Here is a 23,846-nt window from a genome sequence, read left to right as displayed (position 1 = left end):
GAAGGCTGGGCTGCGTCGATAACGATGCAGCCCCACAAACTAAACGACCGAAAGCGGCCAGTGAACATAGGATTGCCAGCGGCTTTCCTGTTCCAGCATCTCTGCACGCAGCGGGTGCGCCTGCAACCAGCCCGGCGGCAGCACAACCTGTAGCGCTTCATCATCGCTATGCAGACGTACCGCGGGTAACGTATCGTCGCGGCGTCGGCTGGCGAAAATAACCGCCAGGCGCAGCAATCGACACATCCGCTCCGCCATTCGCGGTTGTACCGCGTTTTGCTGATTCAATAGCGCTAAATCGATGCCGTTACTCTGGTTTTGCAGCAGCGTCGCCAGCAGCTTTTTCTGGGCGGGCGTAAAGCCAGGCAGATCCAGATGACGTACCAGATAGGCGGCATGCTGAGAGGCAAGCCGGAAATCGACGCTCAGGCCGATTTCATGGATCAGACAGGCGCTTTCCAGCAGTTCGCGGCAGTAGTTATCGAGTTTCCAGTGCGGACTCACCTGGCGGGCAAAGCTGGCCGCCAGCTGGCGTACGCGCTCTGCCTGCTCGACATCAATAATAAAACGACGCTGGATATTATGGATGGTTCGGCTGCGAATATCGCGGTCGACCGGATAGTGCAGCATGCCGTAAAGCAGGCCTTCGCGTAGGGCGCCGCCTGCCAGCGTCATGCTGTCGATATTCAGTTCTTCAAAGATAGCGATCAGAATCGATAGCCCGCTGGGGAAAACCAGCGCACGCTCCAGCGTCAGGCCTTCAATCTCCAGTTCTTCCAGCTTGCCGCACTGAATGGCGCGCTGTTTTAACTGCTGAAGTTTGCTGAGCGTAATACGCTCGTCCATGCCCTGCGCCACCATGATTTCCTGCAGCGCCTGCACGGTGCCTGAAGCGCCTACGCAAATCTGCCAGCCCTCGGCACGCAGCCGTTCGGCGACAGGCTGGATAATGGTTCGGGCTGCCTGTTCCGCTCGATCAAAGTTCGCCTTACCTAAATGCCGATCGCCAAAATAGCGCTCCAGCCAGGTCACGCAGCCCATCGACAGGCTAAATAATGCGGTCGCCTGGGCGCCGTCACCGGTCACCAGCTCGGTGCTGCCGCCGCCGATGTCCACCACCAGACGCTTATCTGAACCGCCAGTAGTATGCGCCACGCCCTGATAAATCAGGCGCGCTTCCTCTTCGCCGCTAATCACATTGACCGGACAGCCCAGCACCTTTTCTGCCTGACTAAGGAAGCGGTCGGCGTTGACGGCCAGCCGCAGCGTGGCGGTCGCCACTACGCGGATTTGATCGGTGGGAATATCCTGTAGCTGCTCTGAAAAAAGCTTAAGACACGCTAAACCGCGTTCCATCGCTTCGTCAGAAAGTTCGCCAGCGCTGTTGAGGCCAGCGGCGAGCCGCACTTTACGCTTGATGCGCGCGACAGTCTGGATATTCCCAGCCACCTCGCGCACCACTAACATATGAAAGCTGTTAGAACCTAAATCAATTGCAGCATAAAGCGACGACGCGCTGAACATGGTGTGATTAACCCGAACGTTTACGATTATTATTACGCGGCGCGCCGCTGCGACGATTATTGCCTGCTGCACGACGAGGGCCGCTGCCTGGACGATTACGCGTCAGGCGTTTCGGCGGCGGCAGGTCTGTCATCAGCGCGTCGCTGTTGTACTTGCTCACCGGAATGCCATGTCCGATATACTCTTCGATAGCGGGCAGGTTCAGCGCATACTCTTCACAGGCCAGGCTGATGGAGTGGCCGCTGGCGCCAGCGCGTCCGGTACGACCAATCCGGTGTACGTAATCTTCGCAGTCGTCAGGCAGATCGTAGTTAAAGACGTGGGTAACCGCTGGGATATGCAGACCGCGCGCTGCGACATCGGTCGCAACCAGAATGTCCACGTCGCCGCGGGTAAAATCTTCCAGAATACGCAGGCGTTTTTTCTGCGCTACGTCGCCGGTCAACAAGCCGACACGATGGCCGTCCGCCGCCAGATGGCCCCAGATGTCTTCACAGCGATGCTTGGTATTGGCGAAAATGATGGCGCGATCCGGCCACTCTTCTTCAATCAGCGTTTGCAGCAGGCGCATCTTTTCTTCATTAGAAGGGTAGAACAGCTCCTCCTTAATGCGGTGGCCCGTTTTCTGATCCGGCTCGATTTCAATATGCTCGACGTTGTTCATATGCTCAAACGCCAACTCGCGGACGCGATAAGAAAGCGTAGCGGAGAACAGCATGCTTAAACGCTGATTAGCGGCAGGCATCCGGCGGAACAGCCAACGAATATCTTTAATAAAGCCGAGATCGAACATGCGATCGGCTTCATCCAGCACCACGACCTGAATAGCGCCGAGATTAATATGGTTTTGTTTGGCGTAATCGATCAGACGGCCGGTAGTACCCACCAGAATGTCGACGCCTTTTTCCAGCACTTTTAGCTGTTTATCGTAACCGTCGCCGCCGTAAGCCAGGCCAATCTTCAGCCCGGTCGTTTCAGCCAGCGGTTCGGCGTCAGCATGAATTTGTACGGCCAGTTCACGGGTCGGTGCCATAATCAGCGCGCGCGGCTGATTAATCTGGCGGCCTTCGGCTGCCGGGTGAGAAAGCAAATAATGGAACGTTGACGTCAGAAACGCCATCGTTTTGCCGGTTCCGGTTTGCGCCTGACCTGCGACATCGCGCCCTTCTAATGTAAGGGGTAATGCTAACGCCTGGATCGGCGTACAATTATGGAAGCCTTTCTTTTCAAGGGCTTCGATAACCTGTGGGTGCAGGGCGAAGTCGGAAAACTTCTGTTCGGTTAAGTGTGTTTTGCTCATAGTGTGGTAGAATATCAGCTTACTATTGCTTTACGAAAGCGTATCCGGTGAAATAAAGTCAACCTACGTTGGCAGATTTTACGCCAACCAGCCAGGCATAATCTTGTGGAGTAAGACATGAGCAGCGATAAAATCGTTCATCTAACCGACAAAAGCTTTGAAACCGACGTGCTGAATGCCGAAGGTTTGACGCTGGTGGACTTCTGGGCAGAATGGTGTGGTCCGTGCAAAATGATCGCCCCGATCCTCGACGAAGTAGCAGAAGAGTATGACGGTAAGCTGACCATTGCCAAACTGAATATCGATGAGAACCCGGAAACGGCGCCGAAATACGGTATTCGCGGCATCCCAACGCTGCTGCTGTTTAAGAATGGTGAAGTCGCAGCCACTAAAGTTGGTGCGCTGTCTAAAGGCCAGCTCAAAGAGTTCCTGAACGCGAACCTGGGCTGATTCATTGCGGGCTCTGGCGGTCGAGTAATTTTTTCCAGACCGCTAGACGCCCAGCATGAAGCATGCTAAGTTAAATCTACTGCATTACGAACTTACCTGTAGTTTGTTTCCCTTGTTGAACGCTGGCTTTTTCTTCACAGTGCATCAACAATCTGACGGTTAGCATCAATTTCCGGTATCTGTTTTCAACCGTCTCCTCGTTTTCAGATCGGCATTCACGCATAAGATCATCGAGCAGACACGAAAACGGCGCCATTAACGGGCATGGACCTTCTTTGCCATACCATTCACGACAACCTTTTCGAGATATACCCCGAGTTTAAGAACCCACCATTATGAATCTTACCGAACTAAAAAATACGCCGGTTTCAGAGCTGATTACTCTCGGCGAGAACATGGGGCTGGAAAACCTGGCGCGCATGCGCAAACAGGACATCATTTTCGCTATCCTCAAACAACACGCGAAAAGCGGAGAGGATATTTTCGGTGATGGCGTACTGGAGATATTGCAGGACGGATTTGGTTTCCTCCGCTCCGCAGACAGCTCCTACCTCGCCGGTCCCGACGACATCTATGTTTCTCCCAGCCAAATCCGCCGTTTTAACCTTCGCACTGGTGACCCCATTTCAGGCAAAATTCGTCCGCCGAAAGAGGGCGAGCGTTACTTTGCGCTGTTGAAGGTTAATGAGGTCAACTACGACAAACCGGAAAATGCGCGCAGTAAGATTCTGTTTGAAAACCTGACGCCGCTGCATGCCAACTCTCGTCTGCGCATGGAGCGCGGTAACGGCTCCACAGAAGATCTGACTGCTCGCGTACTGGATCTGGCTTCGCCGATCGGTCGCGGCCAGCGCGGTCTGATTGTTGCGCCGCCGAAAGCCGGTAAAACCATGCTACTGCAAAACATTGCGCAGAGCATCGCTTACAACCATCCTGACTGCGTGCTGATGGTGCTGCTGATTGACGAACGTCCGGAAGAAGTAACCGAGATGCAGCGTCTGGTGAAGGGCGAAGTGGTCGCTTCTACCTTTGACGAACCGGCTTCCCGTCACGTTCAGGTTGCTGAAATGGTGATCGAAAAGGCCAAGCGTCTGGTTGAGCATAAAAAGGATGTCATCATTCTGCTCGACTCCATCACCCGTCTGGCGCGCGCCTACAACACCGTAGTACCGGCTTCCGGTAAAGTTCTGACCGGTGGTGTGGATGCCAACGCCCTGCATCGTCCGAAGCGTTTCTTCGGTGCGGCGCGTAACGTGGAAGAGGGCGGCAGCCTGACCATCATCGCGACCGCGCTGGTTGATACCGGTTCGAAAATGGACGAAGTGATTTACGAAGAGTTTAAAGGCACCGGTAACATGGAGCTGCATCTCGCACGTAAAATCGCGGAAAAACGTGTCTTCCCGGCGATCGACTACAACCGCTCCGGTACGCGTAAAGAAGAGCTGCTCACTTCTCAGGAAGAGCTGCAAAAAATGTGGATCCTGCGCAAAATCATTCATCCAATGGGTGAAATCGATGCAATGGAATTCCTCATTAACAAGTTGGCAATGACCAAGACCAACGATGAATTCTTCGACATGATGAAACGTTCGTAACTTTCTTTACCGTTGAGCAACAATGAAAGTTAAATGCTCATTACAACGGTAAGAAAACTCGGGTAACGCCACGCTCAGACGTGGCGTTTTTCATTTTGGGGCTATAGGATAAGGCGACTGTCAGGCGTCATCAGCCGCAAAGCACGTTAAAAGCGGGCATTTTTGCTTAAAGAACAAGCGGTCGAGCGGCGAAATTGTGTTATCACGACGTCAGTCAGGCTGGCAGGCATAATAATTGCTTATAGTTACCCGGTGTCTTAGCTGAGAGCTGTTAATGTGAATTTACTCACCATGAGTACCGAGCTTGGTCTAATTTTTCTGTTTTCACTGGCGTTCATTTTTTTTGCTCGTAAAGCAGCTAAAAAAGTCGGCCTGGTCGATCGACCTAACTATCGTAAACGTCATCAGGGGCTGATCCCGCTGGTCGGGGGCATTTCCGTCTATGCCGGTATCTGCTTCACGTTCGCGATTACCAATTATTATTTGCCGCATGCGACGCTTTATCTGATCTGTGCGGGCGTGCTGGTGTTAATTGGCGCGCTGGATGACCGTTTTGACATTAGTGTCAAAATTCGCGCCGTCGTACAGGCGGCGATCGCCATTGTCATGATGGTGGTCGGCAAGCTTTACCTGCTTAGCCTCGGCTATATTATTGGGCCGATGGAATTGGTCGTCGGCCCGTTTGGCTATGTGCTGACGCTGTTCGCCGTATGGGCCGCGATCAACGCCTTTAATATGGTGGACGGGATCGACGGACTGCTGGGCGGTCTCTCCTGCGTTAGCTTTGGCGCGATGGGCATCATTCTCTACTTTGACGGGCAGCACAGCCTGTCGATGTGGTGTTTCGCCATGATTGCCGCCACGCTTCCCTACATCCTGCTTAACCTTGGCGTTTTCGGTAAGCGCTACAAAGTCTTTATGGGCGATGCCGGCAGCACCTTAATCGGCTTCACCATTATCTGGATCCTGCTGGAAACCACGCAGGGCGTAACGCATCCCATTACGCCGGTGACGGCGCTGTGGCTGATCGCGATTCCGCTGATGGATATGGTCGCCATTATGTATCGCCGTCTGCGTAAAGGGATGAGTCCCTTCTCCGCCGATCGCCAGCATATTCATCATTTGATCATGCGCGCCGGTTTTACTTCACGACAGGCATTTGTGCTAATCACGCTTGCCGCTGCGCTGCTGGCTGGCGTGGGCGTGCTGGGCGAATACTTAGCCTTCATCCCTGAATGGGTAATGCTGCTGCTGTTTCTGTTCGCTTTTATCCTCTATGGCTACTGCATCAAACGCGCCTGGCGCGTAGCCCGTATGATCAAACGCTTCAAGCGTCGCCTGCGTCGCGCCAATAAGAATAAGCTTCCGGGCTAATGCCCTTTGGAAAAGGATACCCTACCTATGACCTCTGACTTCGTGGATAACGAACTGGATATTCGCGGCCTGTTTTGTACGCTGTGGCGCGGTAAACGCTGGATTATTGCTCTGGCGCTGCTGGGCATGCTGCTGGCCTGGGTGTGGTCGCTGCTGGTTAAGCAGGAGTGGAGTACGACGGCGGTAACCGATCGTCCTACCGTGAATATGATTGGTAGCTATTACTCGCAGCAGCAGTTCTTACGCAACCTTGACGTGCGCAACGGCGGCGCGGCGCTGGCGGTGCCGCAGCCTTCGGTGATGGACGATGCTTATCAAGAATTTATTATGCAGCTATCTTCATGGGATACGCGTCGCGAATTCTGGCTGCAAACTGACTACTACAAACATCGTAAAAGCGGCAACGTGCGCAAAGACGCGGCCTTGCTGGACGAAATGGTCAGCAATATTCAGTTTACCCCAGCGGATAATGCCAAGAACCAGAGCGACAGCGTCAGGCTGGTCGCGGAAACCGCAGCGGATGCCAATAACCTACTGCGGCAGTACGTGGCTTTCGCCAGCGAACGCGCGGCCCGCCATTTAAACCAGGAGCTGACCGCTGCCTGGGCGGCGCGCACCGTTCAGATGAAGGCACAGGTTAAGCGGCAGGAAACCGTCGCCAATGCGGTTTATCAGCGCCAGCGGCACAGCGTCGAACAGGCGCTGAAGATTGCGCAACAGCAGGGCATCGACCAGGTGAAAACCAGCACGCCGTCGGAACAGCTGCCTGACTCTGAGCTGTTCCTGCTTGGCCGGCCGATGCTGCAGGCCCGGCTGGAAAACCTGGAAGCCAATGGGCCGACTTACGATCTGGACTATGATCAAAATCGGGCCATGCTGGATACGTTAAATGTCGGTCCCACGCTTGATCAGAAGTTCCAGACCTATCGCTATTTGCGTACCCCGGAAGAGCCGGTCAAGCGCGATAGTCCGCGCCGGACGTTTGTGATGATTATGTGGGGCGCCATTGGCGCGCTGGTTGGCGCAGGCGTCGCGCTCATTCGCCGTCCTCGTGCCTGATACGCGCGTTGCAGGTGTCGCTGTGACTGACACGGCTAACGAACGAAGAGAAAAACAGTGAAAGTACTTACCGTTTTTGGCACGAGGCCGGAAGCTATCAAAATGGCGCCGCTGGTTCATGCGCTGGCGAACGACGCCGCATTTGATGTCCGCCTGTGTGTGACGGCCCAGCATCGCGAGATGCTCGATCAGGTTCTGCGTCTGTTTACGCTGCAGCCTGATTACGACCTGAATATCATGCGCCCGGAGCAGGGGCTGACGGAGATTACCAGCCGTATTCTGGAAGGGCTGAAAGGCGTATTTGCCGATTTTCGTCCCGATGTGGTTTTGGTGCATGGTGATACCACGACTACGCTGGCGACCAGTCTGGCCGCTTTTTATCATCGTATTCCGGTAGGCCACGTTGAAGCGGGATTACGTACCGGCGATCTCTATTCGCCCTGGCCGGAAGAGGCGAACCGTAAGCTGACCGGCCATTTGGCCACCTGGCATTTCACGCCCACCGAAAATTCCCGGCAAAACCTGCTGCGCGAAAATCTGCCGGACGGCCAGATATTCGTGACTGGCAATACGGTTATCGACGCGCTGTATTGGGTGCGCGACCGCATCCTTTCCGATCGCCAGCACTATGACAGCCTGGCGGCGCGCTATCCGTTTCTTGATGAGACGAAAAAGCTGATCCTGGTCACGGGACACCGTCGTGAAAGCTTTGGCGATGGCTTCGAGCGTATTTGTAGCGCGCTGGCAACGCTGGCGCGCCAGCATCCTGATATACAAATCGTTTATCCGGTTCACCTGAATCCTAACGTGAGCGAGCCGGTGAACCGTATTTTGAGCGGCATCGACAATATTATTCTGATTGAGCCGCAGGAATATCTGCCCTTTGTCTGGCTGATGCACCGGGCGTGGCTGATTCTTACCGACTCCGGCGGCATCCAGGAAGAAGCGCCTTCGCTCGGCAAACCGGTACTGGTGATGCGCGAAACCACTGAGCGACCAGAAGCGGTTGCAGCCGGAACGGTACGTTTAGTGGGAACCGATGAACAGAAAATCGTGGCGGAAGTCACCCATCTGCTAACTAATGAAGAAGCCTGGCAGGCGATGAGCCGCGCGCATAATCCGTATGGCGATGGCCATGCCTGCGCGCGCATTCTGCAGGCGCTAAAAAATCACAGAGTAACCCTATGAGCTTTAACACTATTTCGGTTATCGGCCTGGGCTATATTGGCCTGCCTACCGCGGCGGCATTTGCTTCACGCAGGCAAAACGTCGTTGGCATTGATATTAACGCGCGCGCGGTAGAGGCCATCAACCGCGGCGAAATTCATATCGTTGAGCCGGACCTGGACACGGTCGTCAAGCAGGCGGTTCAGGACGGTTTTCTGCGCGCCGCCACACAGCCGGTCGCAGCCGATGCCTTTCTGATTGCGGTGCCGACGCCGTTTAAAGGCGATCACCAGCCCGATATGAGCTATGTGCAGGCGGCCGCGCTGTCGTTGGCGCCGGTGCTGAAAAAGGGCGACCTGGTAATTCTGGAATCCACCTCGCCGGTGGGCGCCACAGAGCAGATGGCGCAGTGGCTGGCTGAAGCACGTCCCGATCTCGCGTTTCCGCCGCAGGCGGAGAATCCCGACATTCATATCGCCTATTGTCCTGAGCGCGTATTGCCAGGTCAGGTGATGGTAGAGTTGATAAAAAACGATCGCGTAATTGGCGGCATGACGCCAGCCTGTTCCGAACGTGCCTGCGAGCTGTATCGCATCTTCCTTGAAGGCGAATGCGTAGTAACAAACGCCCGCACCGCTGAAATGTGCAAGCTCACCGAAAACAGCTTCCGTGACGTCAATATCGCGTTTGCTAATGAACTCTCGCTAATCTGCGCTGAACAGGGCATTAACGTGTGGGAACTGATTACGCTGGCCAACCGTCATCCGCGCGTCAATATTCTCCAGCCGGGCCCGGGCGTTGGCGGTCACTGCATTGCGGTCGATCCCTGGTTTATTGTGGCGCAGAATCCTGAACTGGCGCGCCTGATCCGCACCGCGCGCGAAGTGAATGACGCCAAGCCGCACTGGGTACTGGAACAGGTAAAAGCGGCGGTTGCCGACTGTTTGACCGCGACCGGCAAGCGCGCCAGCGAGTTGACTATCGCCTGTTTTGGTCTGGCGTTTAAGCCCAATATTGACGACCTGAGAGAAAGTCCGGCAATGGAAGTGGCGCATCTGGTGGCGGGCTGGCACGCTGGCACGACCTGGGTGGTTGAGCCAAACGTAGACGCCATTCCGGCAAAGCTGGCGCATGAAGCTACGCTGGTTTCACAGGAGCAGGCGCTACAGCAGGCTGATGTGCTGGTGATGCTGGTTGATCATCATGCGTTCAAAGCCGTAAGCGGCGATCGGGTCGCGCAGCGCTGGGTTGTAGATACCAAAGGAGTATGGCGATGAAGCAATTTCTGGTTACCGGCGGCGCGGGCTTTATCGGTTCGGCGGTGGTACGTCACCTTATTCAACAGACGGAACATCGGGTTGTTGTGGTCGATAAGCTGACCTACGCCGGTAATCTTTCCTCGCTGGCGCCGGTTGCCGACAGCGATCGCTTTGCTTTTGAACAGGTTGATATTTGCGATCGCGCCGCGCTGGATCGGCTGATGGCGCAGTACCAGCCGGACTGCATTATGCACCTGGCGGCGGAAAGCCATGTTGACCGCTCCATCGACAGCTCCTGGCCATTTATCGAAACCAATATTGTCGGCACCTGGCAGATGCTGGAAGCGGCACGACATTACTGGCGCAGCCTGCCAGTCGAGCGTCAGTCAGCGTTTATTTTCCACCATATTTCTACTGATGAAGTGTTTGGCGATCTGCATGGCAGCGACGATTTCTTCACCGAAACCACGCCTTACGCCCCCAGCAGTCCTTATTCCGCCAGCAAAGCCAGCAGCGACCATCTGGTACGTGCCTGGATGCGCACCTACGGACTGCCGGTTATCGTTACCAACTGCTCCAATAACTACGGTCCGTACCATTTCCCGGAAAAACTTATTCCGCTGATGATCATCAACGCGCTGGCGGGCAAACCGCTGCCGGTATATGGCAACGGCGGACAGATCCGCGACTGGCTCTATGTTGAAGATCATGCGCGCGCGCTGGTTACCGTCGTTACCGAAGGCAAAGCCGGAGAAACCTATAACATCGGCGGCCATAACGAGCAGCGCAATATCGATGTCGTGGAAACCCTTTGCGATCTGCTGGACGAACTGGTGGCGGCGAAACCTGAAGGCGTTACGCGTTTTCGCGACCTGATTACCTTTGTCACCGATCGTCCCGGCCACGATATGCGTTACGCCATCGACGCCGGTAAAATCGAGCGAGAGCTGGGCTGGCGTCCGCAGGAAACCTTCGAAAGCGGCCTGCGAAAAACGGTGCAGTGGTATTTAGAGAATGAGAGTTGGTGGCGCAGCATTCTCGACGGCAGCTATCAGGGCGAGCGGCTTGGGCTTTCCTCACACTGAGGCAGATAACGATGAAAGGTATTATCCTGGCCGGTGGATCCGGCACGCGGCTGCACCCTATTACGCGGGGCATATCGAAGCAGCTGTTGCCCATCTATGATAAGCCAATGATTTACTATCCCCTGTCGGTATTAATGCTGGCAGGCATCCGCGAAATCCTGATTATTACCACGCCGGATGATATGCCGCATTTCCAACGGCTGCTAGGCAACGGCAGTGAGTTCGGCATTACGCTGGAATACGCTGCCCAGCCCAGCCCGGATGGACTGGCGCAGGCCTTTATTATTGGTGAAACCTTTCTGAATGGCGAACCAAGCTGCCTGGCGCTGGGTGATAATATCTGGTTCGGCCAGGGCTTTAGTCCAAAGCTCAGGAAAGTTGCGGCACGTCAACAGGGCGCAACGGTATTCGGTTATCAGGTTATGGACCCGGAGCGCTTTGGCGTGGTGGAGTTCGATGACGATTTCCGGGCGATTTCGCTGGAAGAAAAACCGACCAAGCCAAAATCCAACTGGGCAATAACCGGCCTCTACTTTTATGACAGCCAGGTGGTGGAGTTTGCTCGTCAGGTGAAGCCTTCGGCGCGCGGCGAACTGGAGATTACTTCTATTAACCAGCGTTACCTGGAACAGGGCGAACTCAATGTCGAGCTGCTGGGCCGCGGTTTTGCCTGGCTTGATACCGGCACTCATGACAGCCTGATCGAGGCCAGCACCTTTGTGCAGACGGTCGAAAAACGGCAGGGTTTTAAAATTGCCTGTCTGGAAGAGATCGCCTGGCGCAACGGCTGGCTCGACGATGACGGCCTGCGGCGCGCGGCGCAGGCGCTGCAAAAAACCGGCTACGGCCAATATCTTTTGGATATTCTTCATGCGCGTCCACGCCAGTATTAAACCCCTCGACTGGGAAAATGATTTTTTTCAAAAAAATAGCGCCCAGCTGGTATGGGATGATGCGGCTGCGCTCGATGTAGCGCGGCTCGACGATTTCGACCTGGTGCAGGCGAAAGTCGATAGCCAGCAGGCAGCACAGCTGGATGCGCTACAGCAAATCGGCTTTCGTCTGGTAGAAGGCGAAGCGGATCTGCAGCTGGCGGTTGCCACAGGCGAGCGGCAGTCGGGCATTCGCATTGCGCGCCCGGAGCATATTCCGGCGCTGCGGTCCGCTGCAGGCGCCGCTTTTGCTTACAGCCGATTCCGCGCGCCCTGGTATCAGTCGCACGACAGCGCGCGTTTTTACGCGCAGTGGATCGAAAATGCGGTACTGGGCGCTTTCGATAATCAATGTCTGATTGCTCATGATGAGCAGGGCAAGCTACAGGGCTTTGTCTCTCTGCGCGAACTGGGTGTGGGCGAAGCGCGTATCGGCCTGCTCGCTACGCTACCGACGGCGCAGGGCCAGGGTATCGGCACGCGGCTGATGCTGGCGGCGCAGGACTGGTGTCGCGCGCGACGACTGAGCCAGCTACGCGTGGCCACTCAGCTCAGCAACCTGGCCGCGATGCGGCTCTATCTTCGTTGCGGTGCCACCATCAACAGCACCGCCTACTGGCTATACAGGTAACGTCATGATTCCATTTAATGCGCCACCGGTGGTGGGAACCGAAGTTGAATATATGCAGTCGGCGATGAACAGCGGCAAGCTGTGCGGCGACGGCGGTTTTACGCGTCGCTGCCAGCAGTGGATGGAGCAGCGTTTCGGCAGCAAAAAGGTCCTGCTGACGCCTTCCTGCACCGCCTCGCTGGAGATGGCGGCGTTGCTGATCGATATTCAGCCCGGCGATGAAGTGATTATGCCGAGCTATACCTTTGTTTCTACCGCTAATGCGTTTGTACTGCGCGGCGCAAAAATTGTCTTTGTTGATGTGCGTCCCGATACGCTGAACATTGATGAAACCCGTATCGAAGCGGCGATCACTGAAAAAACGCGCGCTATCGTGCCGGTTCATTATGCGGGCGTGGCCTGCGAAATGGATGTGATTATGGCGCTGGCGGAAAAGTATAAGCTCTATGTCGTTGAAGATGCAGCGCAGGGCGTAATGTCCACCTATAAAGGCCGCGCGCTGGGCAGTATTGGACATATTGGCTGCTTCAGCTTTCATGAAACCAAAAACTACACCGCTGGCGGCGAGGGCGGCGCGACGCTGATTAATGATGGCGCGCTGGTGGAACGTGCGGAGATCATTCGCGAAAAAGGCACTAACCGCAGCCAGTTTTTCCGCGGCCAGGTGGATAAATATACCTGGCGCGATATTGGCTCCAGCTACCTGATGTCCGATTTGCAGGCGGCCTATTTATGGGCACAGTTGGAGGCGGCGACACGCATTAACCAGCAGCGCCTGCATCTGTGGCAGCGTTATTACGATGCCTTACAGCCGATTGCCGCCAGCGGTCGCATTGCGCTGCCATCCGTTCCGCCGCACTGTCAGCACAATGCGCACATGTTTTATATCAAGCTGCGCGACCAGGACGATCGGGCTGCGCTGATCAACTGGCTGAAAGAGGCCGAAATTCTGGCGGTTTTCCATTACATTCCGCTGCACAGCTCACCGGCAGGCGAGCAGTTTGGCCGTTTTGATGGCGAAGATCGTTATACCACCATCGAAAGTGAGCGCCTGCTGCGCCTGCCGCTGTTCTATAACCTGTCAGAGAATAACCAAAGCACCGTTATCAACTCTCTGCTGAGCTTCTTCTCCTGATATGTCATTAGCTAAAGCTTCGGTGTGGACGGCGGCGTCTACGCTGGTAAAAATTGTGGCCGGTTTATTGGTGGTCAAGCTGCTGGCCGTCAGCTTTGGCCCGGAAGGCGTTGGACAGGCCGGCAACTTTCGTCAGCTGATTACCGTACTGGGCGTGCTGGCGGGCGCCGGCATTTTTAACGGCGTGACCAAATATATCGCGCAGTATCAACAGCAGCCTGCGCAGTTAGCCGCTGTGACCGGTACCGCCTCCGCTATGGTGCTGGGCTTCTCCACGCTGATGGCAATCGTTTTTCTGTTGGCGGCAGCGCCCATCAGCCAGGCGTTATTTGGTCACGATCGCTATCAGCAGGTTATTCGCATCGTTGCCTTTTTACAGATGGGCATTGCCTGGGCCAATCTGGCGTTGGCGATCATGAAAGGTTTTCGCGATGCGATGGGCAATGCGCTGTCGTTGATGGTGGGCAGCGTAATCGGCGTCATCGGCTATGTTATCTGTTACTGGCTGGGCGGCTACAGCGGGGCGCTGGTTGGGCTGGCGCTGGTTCCGGCGCTGATTGCCATCCCGGCACTGCTGTTGCTGATAAAGCGCGATCATTTACCGCTGCGCGCACTGTTGCCGCGCTGGCAGGGCGAGCTGGCCCGCCAACTGGCGAAGTTTACTCTGATGGCGTTAATCACCTCCGCGACCTTGCCTGTCGCCTGGATGATGATGCGTAACCTGCTGGCGGCACGCTACAGCTGGGAAGAAGTTGGGCTGTGGCAGGGCGTGACGACCATTTCCGACGCCTGGCTACAGTTTATTACAGCCACCTTTAGCGTCTGGCTGTTGCCGACGCTGTCGCGCCTGAATTCAAAAACGGAAATCTCACGTGAAATCTTCCGCACGCTGCGCTTTGTTTTGCCTGCGGTGGCTGCGGTGGGCTTTTGCGTCTGGTTGCTGCGCGATGTGGCGATCTGGCTGCTGTTTTCCAGCCGCTTCGAGGGTATGCGCGATCTGTTTATCTGGCAGCTGGTGGGTGACGTGCTGAAAGTAGGCGCCTACGTTTTCGGTTATTTGGTGATTGCGAAAGCTTCACTGCGTTTTTATATTGCCGCCGAGCTTAGCCAGTTTATATTGCTCACCGCTTTCTCCCGCTGGTTAATTCCGCTTTCAGGCGCCACCGGCGCGGCGCAGGCGTATATGGCTACCTATATTGTCTATTTTGCGCTCTGTTTATGCGCCTTTTTGATCTATCGCCGAAGAGTATGACGACATTGATTCATGTACTGGGTTCGGATATTCCGCATCATAACCAGACGGTTCTGCGCTTTTTTAATGACGTGATGAGCGTCGTGCAGCCGAGCCATACGCCGCGTACCTTTATGGTCGTCAGTCAGGATGAGACGCTCCCGGCAGCCTGGCCTGCTTTGCAGGTGCAACGCTTCGCCAGCAAAAAAGCGCTGGCGCAGGCCGTGCTGGCGCACGCGCGCGATCGGCAAACCCGTTTCTTCCTGCATGGGCAGTTTAACCCCTGGCTGTGGCTGGCGTTGCTGAATGGCGGCCTGCGGCGCACGCAGGTTTACTGGCACGTCTGGGGCGCCGACCTGTATGAAGAGTCGCGCAGCCTGAAGTTCCGCCTGTTTTATCAGTTGCGTCGCCTGGCGCAGGGACGAGTAGCGCATCTTTTCGCCACCCGCGGCGATATTAGCCATTATCAACAGCGGCATCGGAATGTGCCTGCTTCGCTGCTCTATTTTCCGACGCGTATGCAGCAGTCGATGCCGGAACGCCAGCGGCAGGATAAAACCTTTACGCTGCTGTTGGGCAACTCCGGCGATCCCAGCAACCGCCACCTTCCTGCGCTGCAGGCTATCCGCCAGCAGTTTGGTGAAAATATCAAAATCATGGTGCCGCTCGGCTACCCGGAAAATAATCAGGCTTACGTCAGCCAGGTGAGTGCTGCGGCGCAAAGCCTGTTTCCCAACGGCCAGGCCGTACTGCTGACTGATAAAATGGCGTTTGATGATTATCTGCAACTGCTCGCCGACTGCGATTTAGGCTATTTTGTTTTTGAGCGTCAGCAGGGTATCGGCACGCTTTGCCTGTTGATGCAGGCTAATGTCCCGGTGGTGCTAAACCGGAAGAATCCGTTCTGGCAGGATATGGCGGAGCAGCAGTTGCCGGTGCTGTTTGATAATGATGCGATGAGCCTGGAGATAGTGGACCGGGCGCGTCGGCAGCTGACCAGCATGGATAAAAGCCGTATCGCCTTTTTTGATCCCGCTTTTGTCAGCGGCTGGCAACAGGCGTTAACGCTGGCTGAAGGAGAATCGCTATGAGCCTTGCACAGTTTGGCGGCCTGCTGCTGGTCTGGCTGGTGTCGCTGGGCTTTATTCTGACGCTGACGTGGCGCGAGTTCCGCCGGGTGCGCTTTAACTTCAACGTCTTTTTCTCGCTGCTATTTTTACTGACCTTCTATTTCGGCTTCCCGTTGACCTGCCTGCTGGTTTTCCGCTTTGATGTCGCCGTGGTGCCGCCAGAATACCTGCTGGAAGCGCTGCTCGCCGCCAGCAGCTTTTACGCTATCTATTATGTGAGCTATAAAACGCGTCTGCGGGCGCGTCGACCAGATAACGAACGCGGCCTGTTTACGGTGAACAGGGTTGAGGCGCATCTGATCTGGGGCATTCTGGCGCTGCTGGCGCTGGTTACCGTGGCGATCTTCTTTCTCCATAACGGCTTCCTGCTGTTCCGCCTGCATGCCTATCGGGATATTTTTTCCAGCGAGGTATCCGGCGTAGCGCTTAAACGCTTCTTCTACTTCTTTATTCCGGCGATGTTGGTGGTCTATTTCCTGAAACCAGGACGACGTGCCTGGCTTTTTTTCCTTGCCAGCACCGTAGGCTTTGGCTTGCTGACCTACGCTATCGTCGGCGGCACGCGCGCCAATATTATTATCGCCTTTGCCCTGTTTCTGTTTATCGGCATTATTCGCGGCTGGATCACGCTGTGGATGCTGGCGGCGGCCGGTGCGTTTGGGATCGTCGGGATGTTCTGGCTGGCGCTACGGCGCTATAACCTGGACGTCAGCGGCGCAGAGGCGATTTACACCTTTCTTTATCTGACGCGCGATACTTTTTCGCCCTGGGAAAATCTGGCGTTGCTGCTGCAAAACTACGACAACATTCACTTCCAGGGACTGGCACCGATTGTCCGGGATTTTTATGTTTTCATTCCCAGCTGGCTGTGGCCCGGTCGCCCTTCGCTGGTGTTGAATAGCGCGAACTACTTCACCTGGGAAGTGCTGGATAATCATTCAGGGCTGGCGATTTCGCCTACCTTACTGGGATCGCTGGTGGTAATGGGTGGCGCAGCCTTTATACCGCTTGGTGCGGTAGCGGTTGGGCTGATTATTAAATGGTTTGACTGGATCTATGAACGCGGCAAACAGCATTCGAACCGCTATAAGTCCGCCATTTTACAAAGCTTCTGTTTTGGCGCGGTGTTCAACATGATTGTGCTGGCGCGTGAAGGGCTGGATGCATTTGTCAGCCGCGTGGTTTTTTTCTGTTTAATTTTCGGCGCCTGCGTACTGCTCGCTAAGCTGCTGTTCTGGCTGCTGGACAGCGCCGGTTTAATTCGGGCGCGTCGGGGCAGGGCCTTAACGTCGGCAACGCCGGAAAGATGTGAGGATTATTAATATGGATGTGCCCCAGTACCGGATTCGCGGCATCGATCTGCACGCTTTTTCCGGGATGTCGGAATGTCTCGACTACCTCTGCCCGAACGGCCGCGCGCGTAGCGGTACGCTGGTCGCAATTAATGCGGAAAAAGTGCTGGCTTATGAGGAGAATCCGGCGCTGCATCAGCTGATTGATGCGGCAGAAATTAAATATCCTGACGGCATCAGCATTGTTCGCGCTATCCGTAAAAAGTATCCCAACGCGCAGGTCACGCGTATCGCCGGCGCCGATCTCTGGGAAGCGCTGATGGCGCGCGCGGGTCAGATGAACATCCCGGTATTTTTAATCGGCGGCAAACCGCAGGTCATGGAAGAAACGGTAGCGAAGCTGCGTCAACAGTGGCAGGTCAATATCGTCGGTACGCAGCATGGCTACTTTAACGCTGATGAGAGCGAAGCGCTGTTTCAGCGCGTGGCAGCCAGCGGAGCGCAGATTGTGACGGTGGCGATGGGATCGCCGAAGCAGGAGTTATTGATGCAGGCGTGCAAACAGGTCTGTCCGCAGGCGCTCTATATGGGCGTCGGCGGCACTTACGATGTGTTTACCGGACATGTAAAGCGTGCGCCGCTTATCTGGCAGCGCCTGGGGCTGGAATGGCTTTATCGCTTGTTAAGCCAGCCCAGCCGTCTGCGCCGACAGCTACGGCTGATAAAATTTTTGGGCTATTACTATCGCGGCCAGCTGTAAAGCCGATATCGGCGCTTGTAATTTCGCGGTCGACTGCAAAAGCTGACCGCGATGTATCACTGTTGTAGCTTGCTCATCAGCTACATTTTTCTGAGTAAAGCGCTAAACGGATGGTTTTTATCCGCTTGTCGGGCGAAAATGGCGTTTGTTTAGACGGAATGCACAAAGCGTAATCAAACGCGTTTTTTTCTTAAAAAAGCACTGGACAGCTACGGTGCAAATCCGTAGTATCCCCATCCGCAACGGCGCTACGCGCCCGTAGCTCAGCTGGATAGAGCGCTGCCCTCCGGAGGCAGAGGTCTCAGGTTCGAATCCTGTCGGGCGCGCCATTAATTGGACGCAAGAGCTGCGGTGGTAACATTTACCGCGTTAGTAGTAAGAAGTAATGGTGGCTATAGCTCAGTTGGTAGAGCCCTGGATTGTGATTCCAGTTGTCGTGGGTTCGAGTCCCATTAGCCACCCCAACTTTTGCTGGAACATGCGAAGGTGGCGGAATTGGTAGACGCGCTAGCTTCAGGTGTTAGTGTCTTAACGGACGTGAGGGTTCAAGTCCCTCTCTTCGCACCAGGAAAAAGAAAGAGTAAGTAAGATAAGAGCATTATGTCGGCGAGTAGCGCAGCTTGGTAGCGCAACTGGTTTGGGACCAGTGGGTCGGAGGTTCGAATCCTCTCTCGCCGACCATCTTATTAACCTGCGTATGCAGGTTTTTTTGTATCTGTTATTCTGCTTCTGCTTCTGCTTCTGCTTCTGCTTCTGCTTCTGCTTCTGCTTCTGCTTCTGCTTCTGCTTCTGCTTCTGCTTCTGCTTCTGCTTCTGCTTCTGCTTCTTCCTCATATCCTTCGGTCGCCAAAACGTTTTTTGCTGCTGTTCTCTCAATGTTTGCTGTAGTTATCCATTGGCTTCTGTATCTCGTTTCATTATTTCTGCCATATTCTGTGTAAAGTCAGATTAACTCTCCATGGTTCTTGCGCTTCGCTTAGAGTTTGTCTCAAGCTGGAGACATTTATATCAATGATAAATATAGGATTTCCGCCAGGGGGTTTAGCCTGTCTCAAGTTAGCGACAAAGAGAATCAGTATTGTTGCCGGGCAGCGACAAGCGCTAACACGACGAAATGGTGCTGCGGGTGATTATCTATTAAATCCAATAAGATAAAAAATTAATTTCAGAATAAGCGCAGCCTGGCACAGCTTGTGCAATAATATACGCGTAGATGCTCATTCCACCTCTTATGTTCGCTTCGGCCTCATAAACTCAGGAATGATGCAGAGCCAAATTAGGGTACCTGTTGTCCAGCCAGCCAATATCGTTCGCTTTATTGGAGTTTAAGGGCACTACGTTGAGTCGGGTACCAATCCGGTTGTCTTACCGACCTGATCTTTGCACCTGCCCACTTTAGGCAGGTGTTTTTTTATCTGCGCCTGGTAAAAATGAGCTGTTGCACGGGATCTGAGCCATATTAGCCAGCAAACTTCCAGGCAAAAACAGCGATCAATGTTGAAAGCGACGATCCCAGATATCAAAATTTTACAGCCCACAGCCCACAGCCCACAGCCCACAGCCCACAGCCCACAGCCCACAGCCCACAGCCCACAGCCCACAGTTTTATAATCTCAAACTTAACTGCTGAATCTTGTTAAATGACAGGCACAAAAAAGCCGGGTCGCCCCGGCTTCTTGCATTGCTTGTATTAGCGATTATTTTTGAGCGTCAGCAATAAGCCTTCCCGACGCATCTGCGCAGCCTCTTCAGGATGATGCAGACGATCCAGCGCATCCGCCAGCCAGGCATAATCAAAGCCGTCTGGCCGCTGTTTCAGCGCTTCCCGGAAAGCATCGCAAGCCTGTTGCCATTCGCCATGCTTCATCAACAGTTGCCCCAGCGTGCTGTAAAGCAGAGGCGTCGCGCCATGCTGCTTAATCTGCTGACGCAGCGCTTTTTCCAGTTGCTCTGGATTACCGGTTTTCAGGCGCGGCATCAGCAGAATCAGGCGTTCATCATATTGACGTTTCAGGCCATCCAGCACGATCTCCTGCGCGGTATCATGATCGTCACAGGCAATCAAATGATCTGCCATTGCGACCTGAAGCGCAGTCTCATGACGGGTTTTACGGTTAAGGCTTTGCCACCAGCGTTTCAGACCTTCGCTACCTTGCTCCGCCATCGCCTGGTTCATCAGGCCCAACCACGCCTGCTGACGCAACGCTTTAATCTGCTCTTCATTAGCAACCTGCGCTTTTTCCATCGCGGGCAGAATATCGAGCAGGGCACCCCAGCCTCCGGTACGAACATAAGCCTGTTCCGCCAGGCGCAGCACTTCTGGATGGCGCGGCGCAACTTCCAGCAGACGGTCAATACCGTGCCGGGCGGCGTGATCTTCATTACGCGCCAGCTGAATACGCACGCGGGTAATTTCTACCGGAATGGGATCGTTATGGGCCAGCTCTGAGGCGCGTTCCAGATGCTGATTAGCGCGCATTTCATCGCCGCGTTGCTGCGCCGCTTCTGCCGCCAGCAGATAATTGACCACCGGCTGTTCAGCATGGTCGGCATTGCGCGACAGCAGCTTTTCCACCTGACGATAATCGCCCTCCGCCAGCTTCACCAGTGCCTGATGCGTTTGACGGCGGGCGCGATTACGTTTACGCCCAGTAAACCAGCCGCGCGTTTTGGCGCCGGTACGGAACAGACGGCGCAGCAGCCACTCAACGGCAAGAATAACCAGCAACGATATGATCAGGATAATGGCCAGACCGGTGACGCTGGTCTCGATATTCCAGTTATCGGTCTGGATCAGCACATAACCCTGATGGCCCGCAATCATCGGGCCAATCACGATACCAGCGATAAGTAACAGGAACAGTACAAAGACTTTTAGCATTGTTACTCTCCCTGCTGCGGCTGTGCCGGTTCAGCGGGCTGCGCCAGCAGGTTACGCACCCGCGTTTGCATCAGCTTATCGAGCAGCGGCTGGCTTTCCAGCGCCTCCGGGATCTCCATTGAAACATTTTGCTGGCTCAGATCGTCAAGCTGCGCCAGGAATGATTTGGTGCTGGCATCGCTGGTATCAAACCAGGCACGAACCCAGGTCGAGACGGTATCTACCGACTGACGATAGATCTCGTCCTGATGGCGCGGCACCGCCTGTGCGGCGATCAGCAGGCGTGAACGAATATTCTCGCGCAGGTAGACATCTTGATTCGGTGCCAGCAGTGGCTCGGCGGTATTGTCGCGGCGGCGGATGGTAATAAAGTCATCCATAAAGTTATGCCAGCTTTTGACCAGGTTCTGACGCCATTCGCGCAGCGAAGAGGTAAGTTCATTACTGTCGGCGTCCATCGGCGCATTATCGCTATCGTTGTCTGCCAGACGCAGATTATCGACACCATTAGAGAGCTGATTTAGCTTCAGGATAATACCGTCATAGTCAACCTGGCTAATCGCCGCCAGATTGCTGATATCCTGGGTAATCGCCCGACGCACCGGCACCAGGCTGGGATCGTTCATGTCCGCCAGGCTGGCGTCGGCGCTTTTCAGCAGCGCTGCCGCCGTGGTGACATCCTGATCGCTCCACAGCTTGCGTCCCGCCAGTTTTACCAGATAATCCGCCTGCGCCAGCAGCCAGGTACGCGCATCGTTGCCCGAAATGGTGGCCACTTTTTCATTTAACTGATTCAGCTGGTTGCTCAGCGCCGCCTGCTGTTCGCGCACGGTTTGCAGTTCGCTGCTCTGCGTAGCGATCTGCTGTTTTAGTTGCTCTTTTTCGCGCTCGCTTTGCTGCTGTAGCGCGTTGAGCTGTTCACTTAGCGTCTGGCTGACCTGAGCCTGTTGCTGCGCCTGATGATGCGCATTTACCCACAGCCCGGCGCCAATCGCTAGCGCAATCACAATCGCCAGCGCGCTCAGCGCAGTGCCGGCCTGGCCTGATTTACGTGCAGGCTTTTTTGTCGGCGGCGTCCTGGTTTCTACCGCAGGCGTAGTCTCTTCAACCATGGCGGAGGAATCTTTTTGTTCCGTCATTGTGGCACATCCCATTTTCAAGTTTATTGTAACGCGCGCAGCAGCGCGTCGTTATCAGCACCATCAGCTACCGTAATACGTTTCCAGCCAAGTTCCCTGGCCAGGGTAGCCAAACGTTCGCTGACGACAATAAGTCGACAGCCCAGCAGCCAATCCTCACGATCGATCGCAGGAAAAAGCTGATGAAGTTGTTGCAGCATCTCGCCGCTGGTGATCACCAGCGTATCAATGCCGCGGTCGCGCCAGCGTTTTCCTTCGCTGGGGCCATGATAAAATTTTTCACAACGCTGGTAGCATTCAAGGAAACGCACTTCGGCTCCGCGCTTCGTCAGCGTGACGCCCAGCAGCTCGCGGCCGCCGTTGCCGCGCAGGATAAGCGCTTTTTTTCCTTTCAACCGACGTAGCGCGGGCAATTGCAGCAGCATTTCACTGGTTTCGCCCTCTTGCGGCCAGGCGACATTCAGCCCGCTCGCGCGATGCAAAGCGAGAGCGGTGGTACGCCCTATAGCATAATAGTCCAGCGTAGCGGGCCAGGGTAAACTCGCCTGGCGCATAAGCGGCTGCGCGTATTCAACAGCGTGCTGGGAAAGGGCGAAAACCAGATCGCCTGGGGCCAGTGCCGCCAGTGCCTGAGGCAGTTGCGCCAGCTCGCGGCCAGGCGTGAATTCTATTAAAGGAAAGCTCCAGGCGGTGTGGCCCAGCGCACACAGGCGCGTCACCAGCTCATCGCCTGCGGGAGAAGGGCGGGTGACGAGGATGCTCATACGGGAGGGTTCCCCTGATAAACGTCGCGCAGAATTTCGCGGGCGCCGTTATTCAATAATTCATCGGCCAGTGAAATGCCCAGCTGTTCCGCCTGGCTGCGTGGGCCGCGACGCTCACCGCGAACCATCGTTTTGCCATCAGGGGAACCGACCAGGCCGCGCAGCCAAATATTATCGCCTTCAAGCAGCGCATAGCTGCCGATAGGCACCTGACAGCCGCCTTCCAGCCGCGTATTCATCGCGCGCTCCGCTTTTACCCGCGTGGCGGTATCGTCATCATTTAACGCCGCCAGCAGCATAATGGTTTGTTCATCGTCGAGACGGCATTCAATCCCCACGGCACCCTGGCCAACGGCCGGTAAGGAAACCTCAGCGGGAATGGCATAGCGGATGCGATCCTGCAAGCCCAGGCGCTTAAGCCCGGCCGCGGCGAGAATAATGGCGTCATATTCGCCGGCATCCAGTTTCGACAGGCGCGTACCAACATTGCCGCGCAGCGAGCGAATCTCCAGATCGGGGCGCAGCTCGGCCAGCTGACACTGACGACGCAGGCTGGATGTGCCGACGACAGCGCCCTGCGGTAAGGCATCCAGCGTAGCGTAGTGATTAGAGACGAAGGCATCCAGCGGATCGTCACGTTCGCAAATGGTCACCAGCCCCAGACCCTCCGGGAAAGCAACCGGCACATCTTTCATCGAATGCACTGCGATGTCGGCACGGTTTTCAAGCATCGCCAGCTCAAGTTCTTTGACGAATAACCCTTTACCGCCCACTTTCGCCAGCGGCGTATCGAGGATAATATCGCCGCGCGTCACCATCGGCACCAGTTCTACCCGCAGCCCTGGATGACAGGCCATCAGGCGCTGCTGAACATATTGTGCCTGCCATAACGCCAGCGGGCTCTGCCGGGTGGCAATTCTTAAAATTTTATCTAACATGCTTGATACCGTTTTGATCGTTCACTGATTATCCTATCATTGATACAGGAAGGCTGTCAGTTTCCACGATTTTTGAACGGGAAAGGAAAGCGCAAAAGGGACAGGACAGATCGATCGGTGGATAAAGCGTGCTAAACTGTTAAGTAGCGCAACTTTCTTTACGGTCAATCTGCCAGGTGTTAGATTGATCACGTTTCCAG

At 55.2% G+C, this 23,846-nt stretch carries 21 protein-coding genes and 4 tRNA genes; 18 read left to right on the top strand and 7 right to left on the bottom strand.

Annotation, left to right across the window (positions count from 1 at the left end):
* Positions 1-39 precede the first annotated feature (39 nt).
* Together gppA and rhlB are read right to left on the bottom strand one after the other, a co-directional pair.
* Positions 40-1,524 carry a guanosine-5'-triphosphate,3'-diphosphate diphosphatase gene (gene gppA, locus P3C52_RS06580; RefSeq protein WP_275554376.1) on the bottom strand — a complete coding sequence of 495 codons (1,485 nt, stop codon included), beginning with the start codon at positions 1,522-1,524 and terminating at the stop codon, positions 40-42.
* Between the two features lie 7 nt (positions 1,525-1,531).
* A complete protein-coding gene (gene rhlB / locus P3C52_RS06575) occupies positions 1,532-2,824 on the bottom strand; it encodes an ATP-dependent RNA helicase RhlB (protein ID WP_275554375.1) in 1,293 nt (430 codons plus the stop codon).
* A gap of 117 nt (positions 2,825-2,941) precedes the next feature.
* Here rhlB and trxA point away from each other — a divergent pair, with 117 nt between their 5' ends.
* The 18 genes from trxA to P3C52_RS06485 all read left to right on the top strand — a co-directional run bounded on the left by trxA (position 2,942) and on the right by P3C52_RS06485 (position 18,605).
* A complete protein-coding gene (gene trxA / locus P3C52_RS06570; protein WP_275554374.1) occupies positions 2,942-3,274 on the top strand; it encodes a thioredoxin TrxA in 333 nt (110 codons plus the stop codon).
* Between the two features lie 335 nt (positions 3,275-3,609).
* The gene (gene rho, locus P3C52_RS06565) at positions 3,610-4,869 is read left to right on the top strand and encodes a transcription termination factor Rho (protein ID WP_275554373.1); all 1,260 of its coding nucleotides are present in this window, start codon (positions 3,610-3,612) and stop codon (positions 4,867-4,869) included.
* 291 nt (positions 4,870-5,160) lie between these two features.
* Positions 5,161-6,243, top strand: a complete 1,083-nt coding sequence (gene wecA / locus P3C52_RS06560) for a UDP-N-acetylglucosamine--undecaprenyl-phosphate N-acetylglucosaminephosphotransferase (protein ID WP_275554458.1) — start codon at positions 5,161-5,163, stop codon at positions 6,241-6,243.
* 27 nt (positions 6,244-6,270) lie between these two features.
* Entirely contained in the window at positions 6,271-7,302 is a 1,032-nt protein-coding gene (gene wzzE, locus P3C52_RS06555) for an ECA polysaccharide chain length modulation protein (protein WP_275554372.1), read from the top strand.
* Between the two features lie 57 nt (positions 7,303-7,359).
* Positions 7,360-8,490: a UDP-N-acetylglucosamine 2-epimerase (non-hydrolyzing) gene (gene wecB / locus P3C52_RS06550; RefSeq protein ID WP_275554371.1), complete on the top strand. Its 1,131-nt coding sequence runs from the start codon at positions 7,360-7,362 to the stop codon at positions 8,488-8,490.
* Entirely contained in the window at positions 8,487-9,746 is a 1,260-nt protein-coding gene (gene wecC / locus P3C52_RS06545) for a UDP-N-acetyl-D-mannosamine dehydrogenase (protein ID WP_275554370.1), read from the top strand. The genes wecB and wecC overlap by 4 nt, the downstream gene beginning before the upstream one ends.
* A complete protein-coding gene (gene rffG / locus P3C52_RS06540) occupies positions 9,743-10,813 on the top strand; it encodes a dTDP-glucose 4,6-dehydratase (protein ID WP_275554369.1) in 1,071 nt (356 codons plus the stop codon). The genes wecC and rffG overlap by 4 nt, the downstream gene beginning before the upstream one ends.
* 11 nt (positions 10,814-10,824) lie before the next feature.
* On the top strand, positions 10,825-11,706 hold the full coding sequence (rfbA, locus tag P3C52_RS06535; protein ID WP_275554368.1) for a glucose-1-phosphate thymidylyltransferase RfbA: 882 nt from the start codon (positions 10,825-10,827) through the stop codon (positions 11,704-11,706).
* Complete coding sequence (rffC, locus tag P3C52_RS06530) at positions 11,684-12,376, top strand: dTDP-4-amino-4,6-dideoxy-D-galactose acyltransferase (RefSeq protein ID WP_275554367.1); 693 nt, start codon at positions 11,684-11,686, stop codon at positions 12,374-12,376. Before rfbA ends, rffC begins: the two co-directional genes overlap by 23 nt.
* A 4-nt stretch (positions 12,377-12,380) precedes the next feature.
* Positions 12,381-13,511 (top strand): dTDP-4-amino-4,6-dideoxygalactose transaminase, encoded by a 1,131-nt coding sequence (gene rffA / locus P3C52_RS06525; RefSeq protein WP_275554366.1) that lies wholly within the window; start codon positions 12,381-12,383, stop codon positions 13,509-13,511.
* Position 13,512: 1 nt separating this feature from the next.
* A complete protein-coding gene (gene wzxE / locus P3C52_RS06520; protein WP_275554365.1) occupies positions 13,513-14,763 on the top strand; it encodes a lipid III flippase WzxE in 1,251 nt (416 codons plus the stop codon).
* A complete protein-coding gene (locus P3C52_RS06515) occupies positions 14,760-15,833 on the top strand; it encodes a TDP-N-acetylfucosamine:lipid II N-acetylfucosaminyltransferase (protein WP_275554364.1) in 1,074 nt (357 codons plus the stop codon). Before wzxE ends, P3C52_RS06515 begins: the two co-directional genes overlap by 4 nt.
* Positions 15,830-17,194 carry an ECA oligosaccharide polymerase gene (wzyE, locus tag P3C52_RS06510; protein ID WP_275554363.1) on the top strand — a complete coding sequence of 455 codons (1,365 nt, stop codon included), beginning with the start codon at positions 15,830-15,832 and terminating at the stop codon, positions 17,192-17,194. Before P3C52_RS06515 ends, wzyE begins: the two co-directional genes overlap by 4 nt.
* 1 nt (position 17,195) lies before the next feature.
* Positions 17,196-17,924 carry a lipopolysaccharide N-acetylmannosaminouronosyltransferase gene (gene wecG / locus P3C52_RS06505; RefSeq protein WP_275554362.1) on the top strand — a complete coding sequence of 243 codons (729 nt, stop codon included), beginning with the start codon at positions 17,196-17,198 and terminating at the stop codon, positions 17,922-17,924.
* A gap of 252 nt (positions 17,925-18,176) precedes the next feature.
* A tRNA-Arg gene (locus tag P3C52_RS06500) sits at positions 18,177-18,253 on the top strand.
* Between the two features lie 59 nt (positions 18,254-18,312).
* Positions 18,313-18,388 (top strand) — tRNA-His (locus P3C52_RS06495).
* A gap of 16 nt (positions 18,389-18,404) precedes the next feature.
* Positions 18,405-18,491: transfer RNA gene (locus tag P3C52_RS06490), tRNA-Leu, on the top strand.
* A 37-nt stretch (positions 18,492-18,528) separates the two neighbouring features.
* Positions 18,529-18,605: transfer RNA gene (locus P3C52_RS06485), tRNA-Pro, on the top strand.
* A gap of 37 nt (positions 18,606-18,642) precedes the next feature.
* Here P3C52_RS06485 and P3C52_RS06480 read toward each other — a convergent pair.
* The 5 genes from P3C52_RS06480 to hemC form a co-directional block, all read right to left on the bottom strand.
* Complete coding sequence (locus P3C52_RS06480; protein WP_275554361.1) at positions 18,643-18,774, bottom strand: hypothetical protein; 132 nt, start codon at positions 18,772-18,774, stop codon at positions 18,643-18,645.
* 840 nt (positions 18,775-19,614) lie between these two features.
* Complete coding sequence (gene hemY / locus P3C52_RS06475; RefSeq protein ID WP_275554360.1) at positions 19,615-20,805, bottom strand: protoheme IX biogenesis protein HemY; 1,191 nt, start codon at positions 20,803-20,805, stop codon at positions 19,615-19,617.
* Positions 20,806-20,807: 2 nt separating this feature from the next.
* Entirely contained in the window at positions 20,808-21,944 is a 1,137-nt protein-coding gene (gene hemX / locus P3C52_RS06470; protein ID WP_275554359.1) for a uroporphyrinogen-III C-methyltransferase, read from the bottom strand.
* Positions 21,945-21,967: 23 nt separating this feature from the next.
* Positions 21,968-22,708 (bottom strand): uroporphyrinogen-III synthase, encoded by a 741-nt coding sequence (hemD, locus tag P3C52_RS06465; protein ID WP_275554358.1) that lies wholly within the window; start codon positions 22,706-22,708, stop codon positions 21,968-21,970.
* Entirely contained in the window at positions 22,705-23,646 is a 942-nt protein-coding gene (gene hemC, locus P3C52_RS06460) for a hydroxymethylbilane synthase (RefSeq protein WP_275554357.1), read from the bottom strand. The genes hemD and hemC overlap by 4 nt, the downstream gene beginning before the upstream one ends.
* Between the last annotated feature and the right edge of the window lie 200 nt (positions 23,647-23,846).

The sequence above is a fragment of the Mixta sp. Marseille-Q2659 genome (assembly GCF_940807255.1).
Lineage (GTDB): Bacteria > Pseudomonadota > Gammaproteobacteria > Enterobacterales > Enterobacteriaceae > Mixta.
The sequence above is the reverse complement of the archived record's forward strand: the minus strand, read 5'-3'. Positions and strand labels throughout refer to the sequence as shown.